This window comes from Planctomycetota bacterium (assembly GCA_016235865.1).
GTDB lineage: Bacteria > Planctomycetota > MHYJ01 > JACQXL01 > JACQXL01 > JACRIK01.
Map to the genome: position 1 here is coordinate 70630 of JACRIK010000002.1, position 19565 is coordinate 90194.

18 protein-coding genes and 2 tRNA genes are annotated in these 19565 nt (G+C 45.7%); 13 read left to right on the plus strand and 7 right to left on the minus strand.

Going from position 1 to position 19565, the window contains the following annotated elements; translation table 11 throughout:
- Positions 1-16 precede the first annotated feature (16 nt).
- The gene (locus HZA49_01160; GenBank protein ID MBI5778052.1) at positions 17-1042 is read right to left on the minus strand and encodes an alcohol dehydrogenase catalytic domain-containing protein; all 1026 of its coding nucleotides are present in this window, start codon (positions 1040-1042) and stop codon (positions 17-19) included.
- Between the two features lie 168 nt (positions 1043-1210).
- Here HZA49_01160 and HZA49_01165 point away from each other — a divergent pair.
- The 8 genes from HZA49_01165 to tsaE all read left to right on the plus strand — a co-directional run bounded on the left by HZA49_01165 (position 1211) and on the right by tsaE (position 8362).
- Positions 1211-1284: transfer RNA gene (locus HZA49_01165), tRNA-Met, on the plus strand.
- Positions 1285-1333: 49 nt separating this feature from the next.
- Complete coding sequence (locus tag HZA49_01170) at positions 1334-2983, plus strand: NAD+ synthase (protein MBI5778053.1); 1650 nt, start codon at positions 1334-1336, stop codon at positions 2981-2983.
- Positions 2984-3045: 62 nt separating this feature from the next.
- Positions 3046-4242, plus strand: coding sequence for a serine/threonine protein kinase (locus HZA49_01175; protein MBI5778054.1), 1197 nt, complete (start codon positions 3046-3048; stop codon positions 4240-4242).
- A gap of 5 nt (positions 4243-4247) precedes the next feature.
- On the plus strand, positions 4248-4484 hold the full coding sequence (locus HZA49_01180; protein ID MBI5778055.1) for a MoaD/ThiS family protein: 237 nt from the start codon (positions 4248-4250) through the stop codon (positions 4482-4484).
- Positions 4485-4499: 15 nt separating this feature from the next.
- On the plus strand, positions 4500-6329 hold the full coding sequence (aspS, locus tag HZA49_01185; GenBank protein MBI5778056.1) for an aspartate--tRNA ligase: 1830 nt from the start codon (positions 4500-4502) through the stop codon (positions 6327-6329).
- A gap of 3 nt (positions 6330-6332) precedes the next feature.
- Positions 6333-6857: a nitroreductase family protein gene (locus tag HZA49_01190; protein ID MBI5778057.1), complete on the plus strand. Its 525-nt coding sequence runs from the start codon at positions 6333-6335 to the stop codon at positions 6855-6857.
- Between the two features lie 90 nt (positions 6858-6947).
- Positions 6948-7865, plus strand: a complete 918-nt coding sequence (thiL, locus tag HZA49_01195; GenBank protein ID MBI5778058.1) for a thiamine-phosphate kinase — start codon at positions 6948-6950, stop codon at positions 7863-7865.
- 14 nt (positions 7866-7879) lie between these two features.
- Entirely contained in the window at positions 7880-8362 is a 483-nt protein-coding gene (gene tsaE / locus HZA49_01200; GenBank protein ID MBI5778059.1) for a tRNA (adenosine(37)-N6)-threonylcarbamoyltransferase complex ATPase subunit type 1 TsaE, read from the plus strand.
- On the opposite strand, the gene pabB is transcribed toward tsaE, so the two are convergent.
- The 3 genes from pabB to HZA49_01215 are packed head-to-tail and all read right to left on the minus strand — an operon-like array spanning position 8339 to position 10997.
- Positions 8339-9709, minus strand: a complete 1371-nt coding sequence (gene pabB / locus HZA49_01205) for an aminodeoxychorismate synthase component I (protein MBI5778060.1) — start codon at positions 9707-9709, stop codon at positions 8339-8341. The genes tsaE and pabB overlap by 24 nt on opposite strands.
- A 2-nt stretch (positions 9710-9711) precedes the next feature.
- Complete coding sequence (locus tag HZA49_01210; protein MBI5778061.1) at positions 9712-10191, minus strand: DUF2752 domain-containing protein; 480 nt, start codon at positions 10189-10191, stop codon at positions 9712-9714.
- Positions 10191-10997 carry a YIP1 family protein gene (locus tag HZA49_01215; protein MBI5778062.1) on the minus strand — a complete coding sequence of 269 codons (807 nt, stop codon included), beginning with the start codon at positions 10995-10997 and terminating at the stop codon, positions 10191-10193. The genes HZA49_01210 and HZA49_01215 overlap by 1 nt, the downstream gene beginning before the upstream one ends.
- Positions 10998-11365: 368 nt before the next feature.
- On the opposite strand from HZA49_01215, the gene HZA49_01220 reads away from it, so the two are divergent.
- The 3 genes from HZA49_01220 to HZA49_01230 all read left to right on the plus strand — a co-directional run bounded on the left by HZA49_01220 (position 11366) and on the right by HZA49_01230 (position 14015).
- Positions 11366-12658: a zinc ribbon domain-containing protein gene (locus tag HZA49_01220; protein MBI5778063.1), complete on the plus strand. Its 1293-nt coding sequence runs from the start codon at positions 11366-11368 to the stop codon at positions 12656-12658.
- Between the two features lie 12 nt (positions 12659-12670).
- A complete protein-coding gene (locus tag HZA49_01225; protein MBI5778064.1) occupies positions 12671-13918 on the plus strand; it encodes a HEAT repeat domain-containing protein in 1248 nt (415 codons plus the stop codon).
- 7 nt (positions 13919-13925) lie between these two features.
- A tRNA-Ser gene (locus HZA49_01230) sits at positions 13926-14015 on the plus strand.
- A 9-nt stretch (positions 14016-14024) separates the two neighbouring features.
- On the opposite strand, the gene HZA49_01235 is transcribed toward HZA49_01230, so the two are convergent.
- Positions 14025-15269 carry a 2-hydroxyacyl-CoA dehydratase gene (locus HZA49_01235; GenBank protein ID MBI5778065.1) on the minus strand — a complete coding sequence of 415 codons (1245 nt, stop codon included), beginning with the start codon at positions 15267-15269 and terminating at the stop codon, positions 14025-14027.
- A gap of 133 nt (positions 15270-15402) precedes the next feature.
- Between HZA49_01235 and HZA49_01240 the strand changes: the two genes are divergently transcribed.
- Both HZA49_01240 and HZA49_01245 read left to right on the plus strand, forming a co-directional pair.
- Entirely contained in the window at positions 15403-16239 is an 837-nt protein-coding gene (locus HZA49_01240) for a HEAT repeat domain-containing protein (protein MBI5778066.1), read from the plus strand.
- Positions 16240-16361: 122 nt separating this feature from the next.
- Positions 16362-16856 (plus strand): hypothetical protein, encoded by a 495-nt coding sequence (locus tag HZA49_01245; GenBank protein ID MBI5778067.1) that lies wholly within the window; start codon positions 16362-16364, stop codon positions 16854-16856.
- 289 nt (positions 16857-17145) lie between these two features.
- Here the strand turns inward: HZA49_01245 and HZA49_01250 are convergent, their stop codons facing one another.
- Both HZA49_01250 and HZA49_01255 read right to left on the minus strand, forming a co-directional pair.
- A complete protein-coding gene (locus tag HZA49_01250; GenBank protein MBI5778068.1) occupies positions 17146-18279 on the minus strand; it encodes a hypothetical protein in 1134 nt (377 codons plus the stop codon).
- A gap of 235 nt (positions 18280-18514) precedes the next feature.
- Positions 18515-19501: a polyprenyl synthetase family protein gene (locus HZA49_01255; GenBank protein ID MBI5778069.1), complete on the minus strand. Its 987-nt coding sequence runs from the start codon at positions 19499-19501 to the stop codon at positions 18515-18517.
- Positions 19502-19565 lie beyond the last annotated feature (64 nt).

The following is a 19565-nucleotide window of genomic DNA, read 5'->3' on the forward strand; positions in this document are numbered from 1 at the left end:
CCTAAGGATAATATTTTTAGTTTTGCGTTTCAATAATTACTTTAATAGATTTATCCGGTTTAACGGTTAATTGGAATCCCTTAACTGTGTCTTTAAGCCCGAATCTGTGAGTAATCATGTCTTTTACAGTGATCTTTTTAGAGTTTATTAATTCCATTGCATCAAGATGGTCTTTTTCATTACCCGCATAGGAGGACGTTAAGGTTATTTCGTTACGCCAGAAGAGTTTATTTATCTGGATGCTGATTTTCTCATCGTTGGCAGGTGCGAAGAATAGAATCGTTCCGCCCCTTTCCACCGATTCGATTGCCTGTTTTACCGCGTTTGTCGCTCCGGTGCAAAGTATAACCAGGTCAGCTAAGCGGCCTTTATTATGTTTCCGTAAGATAGATGGAACATCTCCGTCGGCTTTTATAGCAATATTTGCGCCGAATTTCTGTGCCGCGTCAAGGCGGAAATCATCTGTGTCAGTAGCGAATATCGTATCCGCACCTGATGCCCGGGCGCATTTTATATGTAACAGACCAGCAATTCCGCTTCCTATAACGAGGATACTTTGTTGGGGTTTTAATCCGGCCTGTTTTTGCCCGCGAAGAACACAAGCCAAAGGTTCGGTAAAAGTGGCTTCTTCATAAGAAATCTTATCAGGTATTCTGAATACGCCCCTATCGACATTGATTGCCGGAATTCGGACATACTCGGCAAAGCCACCTGGATAGAAATTAGTTTGCCTTAATATGTCACAAACTGTGTGGTGGTCGTTCAGGCAGTAATGGCATGTATTACAAGGGACGTGGTGTGCGGCGACAATACGATCGCCTTTTTTATATTTGGAAACGCCCTCACCGACCTTATCGACGACACCGGCAACTTCATGTCCCAGGACTAAAGGTGCTTTTTTTATACGATACCATTCCATTACATCACTGCCACAAATACCGCTTGCTTCAATCCGCATAACTAATTCGTCTTTAGCCGGCTCAGGGTTGGGCATTTCCTCTATACGGATATCATTATTATTATAATACATTGCCACGCGCATAGGAGTTATTATTACATTATTACTGGATTGCCTATTCTAAAGGAAATCTCATCGTTCTGGGTGTATTTAAGCTCTTGTTTGACATACTTGAATATTTCCAGTATTTTATTTGACATACAGATGTAATATAGCATAATAAGTAAAAATAATCAACTAAATGAAGATTATCGCGGGGTGGAGCAGCCTGGTAGCTCGCAAGGCTCATAACCTTGAGGTCGTGGGTTCAAATCCCACCCCCGCTAGTTACTGCCTCTTATAAACGTAGTGAGTTATAGGCAGTTATCCCTATGAATGTCGGAGTTGCAAACTTACATCCCTGAAATGCTTAAACTTGCCTTAGCCCAGATAAACCCCACGGTTGGTGATATCAGGGGCAATACCGTTAAAATCATCTCATATATTAATAAGGCCAGAGTTAGGAAGGCCGATGTTGTCATTTTTCCAGAACTGGCTATGACTGGTTATCCACCCGAAGACCTGCTCGATATACCTGGATTTGTTAACTCTAATTTAGAAGCATTGGATAAAATAAAGCATCAAACAGGGGGTATTACTGCCATTGTCGGATTTGCGGATAGAGACACAAAAGGTTTTCTTTATAATTCAGCCGCGTTATTATCAAACAAGAGAATGCTTGGTATTTACCATAAGATGCACCTGCCTAATTATGGTGTGTTTGACGAAAAGCGTTATTTTACGGCAGGAACACAATGCCCTGTATTTCGAGCAGCTAAAACAGCGTTAGGAATAAATATCTGCGAGGATATATGGATGGATAGGGGACCAGTAGATTATCAGGCAAAACAAGGTAAAGCAGAAATCATTATCAATATCAGTTCTTCGCCTTTTCATACCGGGAAATATTTTGAGCGCCAGCAAATCCTCAGGCGTCGCGCTAATGAAAACAAGATTTATATCGTTTATGTCAATCTTATTGGTGGGCAGGATGAACTGGTTTTTGACGGACGGTCCATGGTATTTAATCCGGCGGGCGAACTTATTGCTCAGGCAAAGGCTTTTAAGGAGGACTTGCTCGTTGTGGACATACCGCAAGAGATACAGAATACGGTATATAAGGTACAAGCGACAGGAGAGATAGGTGAGATATATGAGGCGCTAAAATTAGGCCTGAAAGATTACATCAGAAAGAACGGTTTTAAGAAGGTGCTGATTGGTTTAAGCGGTGGGATTGATTCAGCCCTGACTGCCCTGATTGCCGTGGATGCTCTGGGTAGGGGAAATGTTCATGGGTTCTACTTGCCATCTGAATTCTCATCGCAATTGAGTAAGCAATGCACCCTCGAATTAGCACACAATTTGGGTATAAAATTAGTAACAGTGTCAATCAAGGATATCTATCAGAAATACCTGAAATCATTGGGGTTGTCCGGGAAAATTACCCTGACACACGAAAATCTGCAATCACGAATCAGAGGCACGATTCTTATGGCGCTTTCCAACACGACCGGCGCGATTGTCCTGACTACCGGTAACAAGAGCGAGATGTCCACCGGTTATGCCACACTTTATGGCGATATGGCCGGTGGTTTTGCTCTTATTAAGGATGTGCCAAAAACCATGGTCTACAAATTATCATCTTATGGTAATGACTTGTTTTATAATAAGACAGGTAAGTATCCCATTTCTGCGGAAATAATCACCCGTCCGCCTACGGCTGAACTCAAGCCCAACCAGAAGGATTCTGATACGCTTCCCGATTATGAGGTTCTTGACCTGATTTTGCAGGCGTATATAGAAGAAAATCGAAGTTTGGATGAGATTATTCAATTAACCGGAGCGCCGTTAAAAGTAGTTGAACGGGTGATAAGGATGGTGAGTCTAAGTGAATACAAACGTCGTCAATCTCCGCCCGGAGTAAAAATTACGCCGCGCGCCTTCGGCAAAGACCGCCGCTTCCCGATTACTAACAGGTTTTCATGAGGGTTATATTCTCCTTCCAAACTCTTGACTAATCAGATGTTTTTTTGCAGTATAATAGCAATATGGAAAAAATCGGTCATATTTCATTCGGTGATATCGCTGTAAATTTGGGCTATACCACGGCGGAAAAGGTCAATGAATGCCTTGAGATTCAGCGCAAAATCAGGGATATGGGAGTAGTGCCCAAGAAGCTCGGCGAGGTAATGATTGATAAAGGGTATCTCACCGAAACCCAAGTCAGGGATATATTCCAGAAACAGGGCTTGGAAGGCGGTCATACCCAGATTATCGGATATAAAATAATTGCGCTAATAGGCCAGGGGGCCATGGGTGCGGTTTACAAGGCGGTCCAGTTGAGCATGGAGCGTGAAGTTGCGCTAAAGGTACTCTCGCCTCACTTGGTCGGCAACGAGAAATTCGTCATGCGGTTCTTCAAGGAGGCACGGGCCGTGGCTCGGCTCAATCATCCTAATATTATCCAAGGTATTGACGTAGGCGAATCTAACGGCATTCATTACTTTGCCATGGAATATGTCCAAGGCAAGGACATGGAAGACATCATTAAACAGCAGGGGCCAATGGAGGAAAAGAAACTGACCGAACTTATTCTCCAGGTAGCCAGGGCATTGGAACACGCCTGCAAGAATAATATGGTGCACCGGGATGTTAAGCCCCGTAATATCATGATTACCAATAAAGATAATACCGTTAAATTATGTGACCTGGGTTTAGCGAGATTGGTGGTTGAAGGCGATACCTCGCAACAACAGAAGGTTCGAATGGGCACGCCGGCTTATATCTCGCCTGAACAAGCGCGCGGCGAGCCGGATATTGATATTCGCAGCGATATCTATTCGCTGGGCGTGACTTTTTATTTCTGCATTACCGGTGAGATTCCTTTTAAAGGCGAAACCGCTCTGGTTGTGATGAGTAAGCATATTAATGAACAGCCTATCCCGCCTAAGCAGAAGAATCCGCAGATTTCAAATATGGTGAATACCATCATTTTAAAGATGATGTCCAAGAAACGGGAGGGGCGTTATCAGACACCGGCTGAGTTAATCACTGACTTGGAGAGAGTATTGCAGGGGGGTGAAATAAAAATGGCTGCACCGATAACCGCTCAACCCATTGCTAAATCGATGCCTGTCAAAACGGCTCCTTTGGTTGGTAAAATTAGCGAGCAGACCGTGCAACGGCTTAAGGCGCGTCGGTTGGCCCGGATGGGTTATATTGCCAAGAGGCGGTTTAAGAGATAATATCAATGAAAATAAAAATTACGGCTTATGGAATATTAAGAAGCTATCTCGGACAAGGCAGTGTTACTACTCTGGAAAAGGAAATTAGTCGGCCTAAACCTATTAAAGAGATTGCCGGTGAAATGGGTATTCCGGACGGGATGATAATGATGGTGGCAGTTAATGACCAGCAAAAAGATTTTGACTATGTTCCGCAGGATGGCGATGATATTAAACTTATTCCGCCCATTAGCGGCGGGTAAGGCATGGATTAAATTATGAAACGATCTTATAAATGTAATGAACTGACAGAAAAAAACGTTTCTCAAGAGGTAATTCTGAGTGGTTGGGTTAAGAGCCGGCGCGACCACGGCCCGATTATCTTCCTCGACTTGTCAGACCGTTTTGGCGTTATTCAACTGGTCTTTAATTCCCAGCAACGGTCGGATATCCATAAACAGGCTGAACTGCTCAAGCCCAATTATGTCATTACCGTAAAAGGCAAGGTTATTGCCCGGCTCAAAGGTTATGAGAATCCAAATCTGCCTACTGGCAAGATAGAGGTAAATGTTACGAAAGTGGAAGTCTTGGCCAAGAGTGACCCCTTGCCGGTGGATATTGATTCGTCAGTCCAGACCGTATCAGGAACCAAGGAAGTAACCACGCTCAGTTCTTCAGAATTATTGCTCAAATACCGTTATCTTGACCTGAGGCGCCCGGAGATGATGAATAACCTGATTTTTCGCCATAAGATTGTTTATAAAATTAGGGAATATCTCAGTCACCAGGGTTTTACCGAGGTAGAAACACCGATTCTGACCAAGAGCACGCCGGAAGGCGCCAGGGATTATCTGGTGCCCAGCCGTATATTCCCGGGTGATTTTTATGCTTTGCCCCAGTCGCCTCAACTATTCAAGCAGATTCTGATGATTGCTGGGCTGGATAAGTATTTCCAGATTGCCCGCTGCTTCCGTGACGAAGACCTCAGGGCTGACCGGCAACCGGAATTTACCCAGTTGGATGTTGAGATGTCTTTTGTTGATGAAACCGATGTTATGACCGCAATGGAAGGGATGCTTAAGGAACTCCTGCGCGATGTTCTGTCCGTAGAGATAAAAACGCCATTCCCGCGCCTGACCTATGACGATGCGATGAAATATTACGGAAGCGACAAGCCGGATTTGAGATTCGGGATGAAGCTGTTTGATATTACTGATTTGGTATCCAAGAGCGATTTCAAGGTGTTCCAGGAAACCGCCAAAAAGGGCGGAGTAATCAAAGGTATTGTTGCTCCGACCGAAGGGAGTCCCGTAGGGGCGGCGGCCAATGATTTCTCGCGCAGTGAAATAGACAAGCTCACGGCGCTAGTCAAGGAATTTGGCGCCCAGGGCTTGGTTTCATACAAAGTCCAGAATAATACGCTAACCGGCTCGGTGGCCAAGTACCTGACGGCTGATGTCCAGAAATCAGTAATCAGCGCGATGGATGCTAAAGAGGGTAATTTCATCTTTATTATCGCTGGTGATGTGAATATGGCCAATACGGCTTTGGGAAATCTCCGGGTTCATCTTTCTAATAAATTAGCCCAGGATATCAAGACCAAGGAACAATTCAATCTCTGCTGGATAGTGGAATTTCCGCTCTATACGTATAACCAGGAACTGAAGCGTCTCGATAGTGTTCATCACCCGTTCACTTCGCCCAGGATGGAAGATATGCCGCTTCTTAAGACCCAACCTCTTAAGGTCAAGGCGCGTGCCTATGACTTGGTGATGAATGGCGTAGAGGTCGGCGGTGGAAGTATCCGTATTCATTCCTCAGACCTACAAAAGGAAATATTTACGCTGCTTGGTATCAGTGAACAGGAAGCTCAGGACAGGTTTGGATTCTTGATAGAGGCATTGCGTTATGGCGCGCCGCCGCACGGCGGGATTGCCTTCGGCATAGACCGTCTGATAATGCTTCTGCTGGGACTGGACTCTATCCGCGATGTCATTGCCTTTCCCAAGACCACCAGCGCCGCCTGCCTGATGACCGGCGCTCCATCCGATGTCACCCCGGAACAGTTGAAAGAATTGAGTATTAGCGTTACTAGCAAGGAGAAGTAAATTATGGATTTTTATGATGCGATAAAGAAGCGGCACAGTATCAGAAAATACAAGTCGGATGCCATCAGCGATGAAGTATTGAATCGCGTATTAGACGCAGCGCATCTAGCGCCGTCGGGCAAGAACGGCCAGCCGTGGCGTTTTATCGTAGTGCGTAATGCCGAACTGAAACAGAAGTTAGTCAAGCCCTGCCGGGACCAGATATATATTGCCGAAGCGCCGATAGTGATTGTCGGAGTTGCCAATGAGGATGAGTCATACCAGAAGCAGGGGTGTTATATGAAAAGCTGGGCCATTGATTTGGCGATTGCCTTTGACCACCTGATATTAGCCGCGACTGCAGAGGGCTTAGGTACCTGTTGGATTGGCGCATTCGACGAAAAAGAGGTAAAGAAGGTGCTTAATATTCCTGATCACCTGAGGGTGGTATGCTTGACTCCGCTGGGTTATGCGGACGGCGAACCCAAGCCCAAACCGCGCAAGGCGCTTGGCGAAATCGTGTTCTACGACCAGGCCCCCAAAAATTAGTTTATAAGTTGATAGGTTGATAAGAGATTAATTTATGTAATCATTATTTTATCAACTTATATACTTATCATCTTATCAGCAATATTTTCTATGAAAGAAACCGAGTTTGGTTATATCAACTGGCTGCAAAAACACCTGAAATATGGTAAGGAGGTTGTCATCGGATCAGGTGACGACTGCGCCGTGGTTAAGCTTGCTGACGGGAACTTCCTTTACGCGACGACAGATATTGTTGTAGAAGGCGTAGATTTCCGTATCTCCGGCGCCAGCCCAGAACAAATCGGACATAAATCGGTGGCGATTTCCCTGAGTGACTTAGCCGCAATGGGCGGCGGTTTTACTAAAATATACGCTCTGATTAGCGCTTCGTTGCCTAAGAAACGTACTAAACCGTCCTTTACCCATCCGTTATTCAAAGGGATGCATTCGGTTTGCAAGAGATTCGGGGTCCAGATTATCGGAGGGGATATCTCATCCACCCAAGGACCGGTTACTCTTACCTCAACGCTATTAGGTGTTAGCAAATCAAAGCCCGTAGTTCGCTCCGGCGCACGCGTCGGGGATGCAATTATGGTTACCGGCAAATTAGGCGGAAGTATTTTAGGCAGGCATCTTTCTTTTACTCCACGGTTGAGAGAATCAGCAGTGCTGAATCGCCATTACAAAATAAACTCTATGATAGACATATCAGACGGTTTATTAGCAGACCTAAGCCATATTCTGGAGGCAAGTAATTCGGGGGCTATTTTGGATGAAGTGAGCATTCCGATTAGCCGGGATGCGTATAAACTAAAAGGCAGCCCGCTTCAGCGTGCCATGACTGATGGCGAGGACTTTGAATTGCTCTTTACTGCGTCTTTAAAAGAGACGGTTAGGATTATTAACGACAGAGCGCTTAAAACGCCCATTCATATCATTGGAATGATAACCAAACAAAAAGGCCTGTATTTGATTTCAAGGCAAGGCCAGATAAATAGAATTAAACCCGAAGGATATAGCCACTTTTGAGCGTGGAGCGCTATATGCTTTACGCCAGATGCTCTATGCTTAAAATTATTTCCAACAGCCCGTTCGAGACCGTTAAAATAGGCGGTAAATTGGCCTATCAACTCAGGGACGGAGATTTTGTGGCACTCATCGGGATTCTGGGAGCCGGTAAAACCTGCTTTACCAAGGGCATTGCCCGGGGTTTGGGAGTGGCAAAGGCCGAGCAAATCACCAGTCCGAGTTTTGTCCTGGGGAATCTCTATAAGGGCAAGAAATTATCCTTATTCCACTTTGATGCTTATCGCTTGAATAAGCCCGAAGAATTATTCGGATTAGGACTGGATGATTTGTTGTCGGAGAAAACCGTAACGGTCCTGGAATGGGCTGATAAGTTGCTGCCGCGTGTTTCCAGGCAGCTGCATCCTAAAAGGATTATTAAGGTTAGGTTCAAGGTCACAGGCAAGACCAAACGGCTATTGACAGTTAGCGGACTTCTAAATCAGGCAGGCCTCCATTAGGGCTTTGCCTTTTGTCAGCGTTTCTCCATATTCGCTGGCCGGGTCAGAGTCAGCCACGATTCCGCCTCCCACCTGATAATATGCCTTATTGCCGTTGAGCATAATGATTCTGATGGCAATAGATAAATCCATCGTGCCGTCAAATCCGATGTGTCCGATAGCGCCGGTATAGACATTGCGTCTGGTCGGTTCAAGTTCGTTGATGATTTCCATTGCCCTGATTTTAGGCGCGCCGGTAATGGAACCGCCCGGGAAGGAGGCCTTAATTACATCCACTAAGTCATATTTTTTATCCAGTCTGCCCTTTACCGTAGCTACCAGATGGTGTAGGGTCGGATAGGTCTCAAGCACCTTTTGTTGGGTCACTTTTACCGAACCGTATTTACAGATCCGGCCCAGATCATTGCGCTCCATATCCACTATCATCGCCAATTCGGCATTGTCCTTAATGCTGTTAAGCAGCTCCTTTTTCAGGCGTATATCTTGGTTTGGGGTTTTACCCCTTGGACACGTACCTTTTATAGGTCTGGTTTCTACATGGCCGTTTTCTACTTTAAGAAATCGTTCGGGCGATGAACTGATGATAACCCGGTTATTATCAGGTTTTAACAGGGCTGAGAATGGTGCCGGGTTAATCTGCTGCAAGGTTTGGAATAATTCCAGCGGATGTTTGTTGAGCGGTATCTCGAATCTCTGGGAAAGATTGGTCTGATAGATATCGCCGGCAGATATGTATTTCTTAACGCGCCGGACAGCTCTGATATATTCCGGCTTGGTGAAGTTTGATTTTAATGAGTAGGTGCTTTTCTGGTCGGAGATTATCCAGTCAGTCGGACCACAGGCGCAGGAAGCAAGTAATAATTTACCTGGTTTAAGGTTACTCAATGTAATCTCCCACATCTTACGTGTAGTATGGTCTACGGCAATGAAACTATCGTAAAAAGCGAAGAAGATATCCGGGAATTTTAGGTCATCTTTCGTTGTGGACGGGAGTTTTTCTATGAAATGGCATAAGTCATATCCCAGGTAGCCGACTCCGCCGCCGAGAAATGGAATCGAGCTATTCTTTCTGTTGATACGATAGGATGAAAGTATTTTCCTTAACTCTTCTAACGGATCTCCTCTTTTATGGACAATTTTCTCGTTTTCCTCAATAGAAATATCGCAGCCCTTGGCTTTGAGGACCAGAAACGGATCAGCGCCGAGAAAAGAGAATCTGCCCCATGCTTTGTGCCTCATTGCGCTGGTCAGGAAAAAGGGGTAGGGGCGGCCATAGAAATAATCAAGCAGATGACTGGACCACAAAGAATAAGGCATTTCTCTAAAATGCGGAGTCAGTATTTTCATAGTTACGGCTTGCTTATGAATATTAGGTATGCCCAGTTAACTAAAAGGCCGCCCACAAGCAGGATAATCAGCAACCTTTTACCGGGCAGGAGAAGTGTCATTGCCTTGGATTTATAGAAGGCGATGCTGATAAGCGATATTATTCCCCACGTCAATAATCCGACAAATCCGAGGAAAACCATCGGGTTTATCAGCAGCGATTGTTTTAATTGCAGGTGTGACAAATAGAATGTCGAGCGTGTTCCGCCGCAGGTGGCGCAGGGCAGGCCGGTGATTTTCTTGAAGGTGCAGGTGAACATATTTAATGAAATCGGTTGTTGCAATAAGGGCAATTTCGTGGCTTGATGGTTTGAACGGAAGACCAGTTGTTTGGGAACTATCAGCATTGCGACTAAAAGTATAACCGCAATCCCGGCATAAATCAGCCCGTAAAAAGGGTTAAGGTTCAAAACAGCACATTTTGTTGATGGTTCATTCATCATTAATATGGATAGGATGGCGGAGCGCTGCCAAAGGAGCCTATCAGCGTAAGTGCAAAAAACGCTATACCGCAGCCACAGCAGAAGATTAGTGGCAATATCCAGGCAACAACTGCCTTACCGGTGGAAATGCCATGAGTTTCTCTTAACCCGATAATTATTATTACGATATACCAAACTATGGCAAAAGGTATGCCAAGGCAGAAAGGTACAAGGTAAAGCAAGTAAGTGCTCATCGCATACGCGGCGGTCCTGAAGGTTGCCTCAAATCCTTGTTCATTTCCCTTGATAATCATCAGCGACACATGCAAGACAGCGGCGTAGATAAAAACATAGATAACAACCTGAACAGGAGCAAGTATGATCTGGAAGAATATCGATATCGCAGAAAATGACATTAAAAACATGTTGCTTTGCTCCGGTGGTTGGGGAAGCATTGGTATTAACATCATTATCCAAAGATTGGAAACGATTAAACCTACCGATCCGACAATTATGGCGTATAACAGCGGTTTGCCGATTCCAGCATCTGTCGGGGTGCTACTAAAGAACTTTCCGGGATGGAACATTGAGGCGACGAATGTATTCCAAATCCGGCTGAAGAACGGTCCTTCGTCATCCCAGGTCGGTGGTCCTTCCGGGTCTTCGGTAATAGTTACAGATGGAGAGGATGGCCCGGAAGAAGGAGGCTGTAACCCTTCAGGGACTTTTTTTATAACGGTATCCGTGCCGACCATTTCGCCGCAGTGGGGGCATTTATCTTGTCCATAGTCTAAACTTATTGCCCGGCTACATTTAGGACACAGCATAATATATCCTTTCGGTTGGGATTATTTGCTATTACGGCCAATTTCGTATATAAATATTAGCTGATTCGTTTAAATAACTGGTTATTTTATGGTAATATTTATTGGGTCAACCCCGCACATAATGACGCCGTCCGGCGCTACGGTACAAATAAATAATGAGTAACTGTCTTCTATGAGAGATTGTTAACATCATTTATGTGCGGGGTCAACATAAATTCTTGAAATTTATAGTGTTAAATATATAGTTAGCGGTGTGTCATGCGGGCACAGAGATATTGATAAATATTTATGGTATTGTCCCGACATTCGTCGGGATCTAACTTACTGTAACGCCCATGCGGGCTAACAGTAAGCAAGAGAGGACTAAAATGCCAGTAAGTTTCAAGTGTCAATGCGGCAAAGCCCTGAAAGTAAAGGACGAGTTCGCAGGTAAAAAAGTTAAATGCCCATCCTGCAGCCGCGTTATGGTTACTCCGGAAATCACCGCTCAAGACCTTATTTCTGCTGATGGGATAGGTAATCCTGAAGAGTCTTCGTTGCAGGTAAAATGCCTGACCTGCGGGGCGGAGCTAAAAGAGGAAGACCCGGTTTGCATGAAGTGCGGGACCATCAGGCAGGTGGCGATGAAAACCAATAAGGGCGCCCGGGAGAAAAATCAGGTATCAGCCGAAAAGCCGTTTTATATGAAGCCGGCAACCTGGATTGTTGTAGCGATACTTATAATCTTGGGTTTCGTCTATAATAACTATAGCAACCAAACGGAAGAGGCACCCGGAGCTAATGGCGAAACGATAAAATCAGATATGGGAGCCGATACGAATACCGTTAAAGAACCGGCGCCCAGACAAAATACCCCTGAAAAACTGTTCACCGCAGAGTTGCAGAATAAGAATGTGGCCAATCTTGATAAGATGGTTGAATATATTATCAAGATGCGCGAGAAGTCGGCGCCTGTCCTGGGGAAAATGGCTATTGATAAGGAAAGGGCGGTGCAACTGAAGTCATTACTCGGTTTGTATATTATGTCTTATTTCAAATGTTATCGTTCCCAGGTGCAAACGGCAGTCAGAAATATTCCCAGCCGTGTAAGCAAAGATGAGGAACTCAGTCAGATTACCATGGAAACAGGTTATCTCCTGGCGACTGATAACCCGGATCCGGTGTTTCTGAAGTTTACCGATATAGCCGCGAAATATACCGAGCAGTTCAAGGAGATGGAAAAATCGCCCGTGTCCGGGCTGGCCCGGGATAGTATCATTAAGCCATTCACCCAGAACCAGAGCAGTTTAGTCAAGGCAAATGCGTTTGCCTATCTTATCCTTCTTGGTGACAGGTGGAATATTAGGCAGATTATCAATATAGCCAAAGACTCTTCAGGGGAAGCGATTACCTTTACCAAGGCCGCGCTGGTTGAATTTACCGGTTGCTCTTTTGAGAAGCAGGAGGAATGGAATAAATGGTATGCGGACAATAAGAATTTCCCGCCGGCACGCTGGCTCATCAATAGCTTGGAACAGGCGACTGAAGAGCAAAGGCAGAAGACTATAAAAAAACTGGTGCGTATCACCGGGAAGGATTTCTCGTACCCTGAGAATGCCACTGATGAACAGAGGAAGGAAGCAATCAATAAGTGGAAAGAATTCGGTAAGACGCTTAAATAAGGAGAATATTATATGAGACGCAGATTATTCGCTGTTTCGGCAACCATTTTACTGATATATTTGTCGGTTGTCGGCATTTCGGCTGAGACGTTTTCCGAGACGCTCAACAAGAGAATAACCGAGCTTATCCGGCAGTTAGGCAGTGATGACTGGCAGGCCAGGGAAAAAGCCAGCGAGGAACTGATAGAGATTGGTCTTCCGGCCAGGGAGTCACTCCAGCAGGCGCTTAACAGCCCGGATGCCGAAATCCGCGAACGCGCCGGCAGGATTGTTCCGCTTATCCAGTGGAAAGAGGCGTTTGTCAGGCGGCTCAACCGTTTTATCAGCCAGCTGCGGGCCGGAAAGTTCGATGACCCGGTTTTGTTCCAGGATGTAACCGCATTTCTCAGCCGTGATGAGTCGATTTTTATTATGCTGGACCTCTTAAAAGATTCCGGCCAAGCAACTGCCTCCAGGCAGCAGATTGCTGCGGCGCTGGGCAATGTTACGGCCATCAGTTTCAAACCGGTTATAAATAACCTCCTGGAGCTGATTCAGAAAGAGAAAGACGAGCAGGTTCGCGCCGGGTTATTGAGGATTTTGGGCCGAAGCGGCAGGGATGAGCGTTCTGCGGCTGTTGCCTTGCAAGTTCTTAAGGAGGGGCCGCCTAATCTGAAATTAATTGCCGTCAATACCCTGGCAGATATGGGCGAAACGGCAGCCGTGCCTGAGATAGCAAAGGTAATTAAAGATGGCGACCCTAACCTCAAAAATACGGCTATTTACGCCTTGAATCGCCTTAAGACAGAAGAATCAACCAGGGAGTTGGTCAGGTTTATGAAGGAAGAGCCGACCGGCTGGCTCAGGGCCCAGGCCGTGGCCATACTGGCTAACTATAACGATGCCAAGTTAATACCGGAATTTCTGGTTGTCCTGAAGAGCGACAAGGACTTTGATGTTCAGCGTAATTGTCTTTATGCCCTGCAGAGATTCAGGGGCGATAAGACCATACCTCCGGCGCTGCTGGATTTTATGAAGACCGCGTCACCGCAGGTCCAGCCCAATATTTTGAGTACATTCCAGGCGCTGGGTGACCGCTCGGTCATACCGGAATTGATTAAAATGCTTGAAAAAGAGACGGATTATGGTAACTTCCATAGCTTGGTTGGGACATTGCAGTCATTTACCGGCAACCAGAAATTTACGCCTAAGACAATGCCGGATGGCTTGAAAAACGATATTATTGCGCGCTGTAAAGAATGGGCGGAGAAAAATAAATAGTATATACGGAGAGGTGCGAGAGCGGCTGAATCGGCATGCCTGGAGAGCATGTGTAGGGGTAACCTTACCGAGGGTTCGAATCCCTCCCTCTCCGCCATTCTATTTGTTAGTGACCCAACTGTTCAATAAACGCTTCAATCGCCGTTTTGGTCTGCTCCTCGGAATAACACCTCAAATCATTCAAATCGCCTGAGATGACGATATTCGGGATGTCCAATCTCTGTTGCAGCCGTTGGGGCATGCCGTAGCGGCTGTTGGTGTTATTGGCGCAGCTCTTGGCCTCGTGGAAGATAATGCCGTTGACCTTGAACTTATTGACCATATTCTCGATATAGCGTTCCTTGGCCTCGTCCGAACGCACGATAAAGAGTTCGATATACGCCCGGGCCATGCTGTTAAACGGGTCGTCAGGATTGAAGGCATCAAATACCCATGAGTTACAATAGGTGGACGCCACCACGCAGGTCTTTAAGGATGTAAATAGTTCCGACATCGGCCGCAATTTACCCCAGATGGGCATGCCGTCCCAATAGAGCCGGAACTTTTCGCCATCGACCGCGGCTTCTTTGCTCTTGACCTTTTCTTCCAGTTCGGCCAGGAGCAGTTTGTAGTAATCCACGGCCTGCTGGGTGCCGCGCATGACCACAGCCGGTCCCATCTGAATCGTGCCGTCAAAGAAATTCAGGGGCGAAGGCACGGCCGAGGCGGTTTCCAGCACCTTTTTCCAGAGCACTGAACATTCCTTGGACAAGGCCAGCACCCGTTTCATTTCGTTCTCGTCGTATTTCCGGCCGGATATTTTCTCCAGTTGCGGAATCAATGACTTCATTTGGTCAGCCACGCTCCTGATATGCGCCTCGGTTACTTCCCCGACCCCGCGATGGGTCTGGATTCCGACCAAGGGCTTTTTGAATTCCTGGCTGTAAAAGGCGAACCAGTCCTGGACATCCCGGCACTGGTTGGTGTTATAGACCAGCACATCCGGCTTGGGGATGGAATCAATACCCGGATATGCCCTTGAAAGTGGGGTCTGCTTCTTTAAGTAGGCGCCCACATCGCTGGTCAGATATGAGCAGATTTCCGGGGAATAACCGATGGCATTGGCTACCGGGATAAAGTCGGTTGACATCCGGGTAGCGCCCAGCATGGCCCCGTGATTCTCCGGGAAATAGACCACGAACCCCATGGCCCTGAGCAGTTCGGCCGGCCCGACGCTGGTGCACCAGGCGATTTTGGGACTGCCTGCCTTCATCGCATTATCTAATTCGTAGAAATGGTCCGCCATTATCTTCTTCATCTGGCCGGTGGCCTTGATTTCTTTTCTGGGCGCTTTGGTGGTCGGTGCTGGCATAAGCTTATCTCCTGATACTAATAAGCGATTAAGCGGTAGATTATATGAATATTTAGTCGGCTTGTCTATAAAATTAGGAATATAGAGCTTGGCTCTTGACAAGCATTTATAGAAAACTATAATAAACTAAGATATGAATAGTATTCATAAGCATTTACTGAAATATTTTTTCTTTGTTGTTATTATATTTGGCACTCCTTCAGTTGCTTCTGCCTGCAGTCATTGTATAAATGATCCTTTGTTATGGGTTTTTCCCTCTGCATTATTTGCCTTCCCGTTTTATATAATATGGCTTATAATCCTTACTATTTTTGTTTTTATCTATAAACGACCTGATGCTGATGTAGCACAAACATCGTATCCCATAAAGCATAATATATTAAAAAGTTGGCTGCTTGTTTTACTTTTGGTTTGGATGTGGCAAGTATATATGTTTCCGTCGCTTATTATCAGTATCATATGGATAATTTACTTGATAAGACAGTGGGTGAAAGGGGCTAAGATTAAAGAACAATCAAAGGAAGGGCTCATATTTTTAAAATTACACCGGGCCACTCTTATAATATTACTTGTTTTAGGGGTTGGTATTTTCATCTTTTCTCGCACACCACCGGGCTTGATGCTTTACTTCAAAGAAGGTGTTCAGTATGCCAAGCAATCATTTAGTAATGAAGAGGTTGTAAAATTATTAGAGCATAAGGATGATGATATTCGTTGGCAGGCAATTATAGAATTAGATCTTTACCGAAACCGTGAAGAGATTAAAAGGTTCGCTTCAGATATTGCCAGAGCATTAGGTGATAAAGACAGGAGCGTTCGCATTTTCTCTGCTGAATTATTGGGTAAATTAAAAGTAAGGGAAACATTAGAGCCACTTAAAAAACAATTGTTAATAGAAAAAGATGAAAGTGTTCGTCGAAATATCCAGGAGGCAATTTATGATATTGATGCGGCAGAGAATAATCATTAATTCTTAGAGAAACATTATAAATTACTCCAAATCTCCCCCTTGACGAATGCCGGGGCATGTTATATAATTGTTCCGTAATAGTTTTCGGTTACTGATTGGCGCTCAGCAGAAAAGGAGTTGTTATGCCGCTTGATAATATGGTTGCAATTTCGTTCACCCCGCAGGAGTTGGCCGATTTAAACAACGCCCTGACTTCTATCGAAGCAACCCTTAAGGCCAAGATGGTCAACCTGACCCCGGAGGAAAGAAATCGTTATGCCGCGGTGTCGGTTTCAACCGAGCGCGCTCCCTGGATAGAAAAATGCCGGAGTTATATGAACCAAACCCCTAATCTGGTGCCCGGTTATATTAACCTGCCCCGGCTGGATGCTGACATCCGAGCCCGCAATGATATTATCCCGGTCCTCAACCGGGTAAAATCAATCTGGGAAGGTCTTGACGACACCAATGTTCTTATCGGGGTGGATGTTTATACCAATTGCCTGTCTTTTTACCGGAGTGTCAAGGCGGCTGCGCAGGCAAATGTGCCCGGGTCAACCACTATTTATGAGGATTTAGCCCGGCAATTTCCCGGGAAAAATACTGCTGAGCGGCCTGAACCAAGCTCAACTGAGTAAATATGGTCTTGATATCAGGTATTTTGAGGCATTGAGGCGCTAAATTGCGGCTCAAAGGTAGAAACTTGCGGCTCAAAGCCAGAATGTTGCGGCTCAAATGTAGAAACTTGAGGCTCAAAGGCAGAAGCTTATGGCTTAAAGCAAGAAGCGAGTGGCTCAAAGCCGGAAGATTGCACCTTTTAGGTAGAAAATGGCACATTTGAGGTGCCTAAAAGCACTTTTTATGAGGTTGTTAGCTAATCACCGATTCGGCCATGGAGACCGATAAGGCATAAATTTAGATATCTAGTTACTTCTTTATATACTGCCGGTGGATGACCTCTTTTGACTTATCCATCAGGTCAGAGGCCAGGCCTTTTTCGTTCTCAAGACGGATGACCTTGTTGTCGTTATAGGTATTCTCAGTGCCTTTGCCTTTTTCCATTTCTGCGATAAACATTTTTATCTCATCGATGCCTACGGCTTTTCCGCCCGAGGCGGATCCGCCTTTGGCGGAGGTTTCCTTCTTTGAAGGGTTGGCAATGGATTCCAGAGACCAGCTCTTGAGGAGTTTGGATGAGACCTTCTGGAATAGTTTCGGTGTTTGGAATATTTCTATGGTATTGATTTCCCCGTTAAGCGCGAATGCCATACCGATTGCATTAGGATGGTTTTTGAGGAGCGGCGCGAGCGCCTTTTCGTATTCGGCGATGGTTTCCTTTACCTTGGGATTCTCCAGTTCCTCGTTGACGCTGGAGGTTGCTGATCTGGCGAGAACCAGATTCTCTGACACCTGGGATTTTAAAGCTGAGACTGAAGCCCATTGATAACTCTGGTCGCCCTTCTGGGCCGCCATACGCATTCCCTTGGATGGCGCATTTTGGCAGGTTGATTCAAATTTTGCTCCGCCATCCCATTCGGTCCATCGGCTTTGTTCCACGCACAGGGACGGGATATCTATTTTGCCCGAATGAGGCGGGATGGTGATGCTTACCTGAATGGTCCGGTCCTGTTGGCCGCCTTTGACAATGTCGCCTGACTGTAGAAATAGCGGCAGGTCGGAGTTATTTTCCAGCTCCAGCCGCTCTACCTCAGCGTTCTCTTTTTCTGATATCTTCACCTTTCCTTGAGTTATGCCTTCATCTAATGTGATATAATTAGCGGTTGGTTTATTGTCCGGCGGTTTGGAAATGACAAAGAGGGTCATATTTTTGTGGATATAGGGTGGGGATATTTCAATATTGCCTAAGTTAGCCAGGTTAAGAGGGATTTGCGGAGACAAGACCTGGTTGGTGCTAATGTTGTTAACCCATCTCTGTTGAGTCATACGGGAATTATCTGTTTGAGAAACGGGCCGGTTATGCATAATATTTGCGCACATCAACAGCGCCGCAACAAATGCCGATATCAGTATTAGTATCGCTATTTGGGTTATCGGTTTCATAAAACACCTCCTTTTAGAGCCTCGCATTGCGCGGGGGTCTTATCCCGACGTTTTTGCCGGGATTAGCGCGTTACAATATTTACCCATCTGCCTACAAGGGCGGTCGGCCGGCAGTCAAGGCAAGAGGGTTAATTATATAAACGAAAATTCATCCCTTGCGGCTCAATAAATCTAATATTTTTCTCTATAATATTAGATTATCAACCACCGGTAATTTGCGGGCAAAAATGATATTTTAACTAATTACTGATTCTGCCAGTGATGCTAATATGTCTTTGTAGGTGGAACTCTTTAAGGCAGACATGTTTTTAACAGCCAGATTGACATAGCGTTTTGCCTGTTGCAAGGTGTAATCCAAAGAGCCATCTTGTTGCAGGAGTTTATGGAGCTCTTTTTTATGGGCTGATAAATCGCGTCCGTTACTGGTCACTGAAGACAGGATGTCTTTCATCCGGTTGCGTATTTTTTCAGGTGAGTTCCGGGCTGTTCGGATAATCGGCAGGGTAATCTTGCCCTTAAACAGGTCGTTGCCGGTGGACTTACCGCTGGTCTGGTCCGATTCGGCAATGTCCTTATAATCATCCATAATTTGGTAGGCCATTCCGAAATTCTGACCATACGATTTCAGGGCTGCAATAGTTTTTTTATTATTAGTTGAAGCCACAGCGCCTAAATAGGCGGCCAGCGTGAAAAGCGACGCGGTTTTGTTATCTATAATCTCCAGATACTCCTGCTCCGAAAGCCCGTGTGGGTTGAATCGTTTCATCAGGTGCTTAAGTTCGCCCAGGCATATCCGGTTACTGGTGGCTGAGATAATCTCAATTAATCCGGCTGATTGGACCGTGGTAATATGGGAGAATAATCGGGCAAACAGGTAATCGCCGAACATGACAGCCATCTCATTGCCCCAGCGCTGGTTATAGGTCTGGACATTGCGCCGGAGTTTGGCCTCGTCTAAGACGTCGTCGTGCACCAGCGCGGCGTTGTGGATTAATTCCACGGTTACGGCTAAATTGAAATGATTGGCCTCAAGGGGTTTTCCGGGCGCCACGGCCTTGGCCGCCAGCATAGTCAGAATCGGCCTGAGGTGCTTGCCCTGGAAGTCCGTAAAATGCTCGGTCAACGGCGAGATGCCGTTGGAAGACGCCACCACCTTTTTAAGGCAGGACTTGAATGTCTTCAGCTCGCTTTTGAGGATTTTTTCTATTTTCCATGATAACATATTTATGAAATATACATTATTGTCCGGGCTGTGACAAGTAATTTGCGAATTATAAATAAGATAG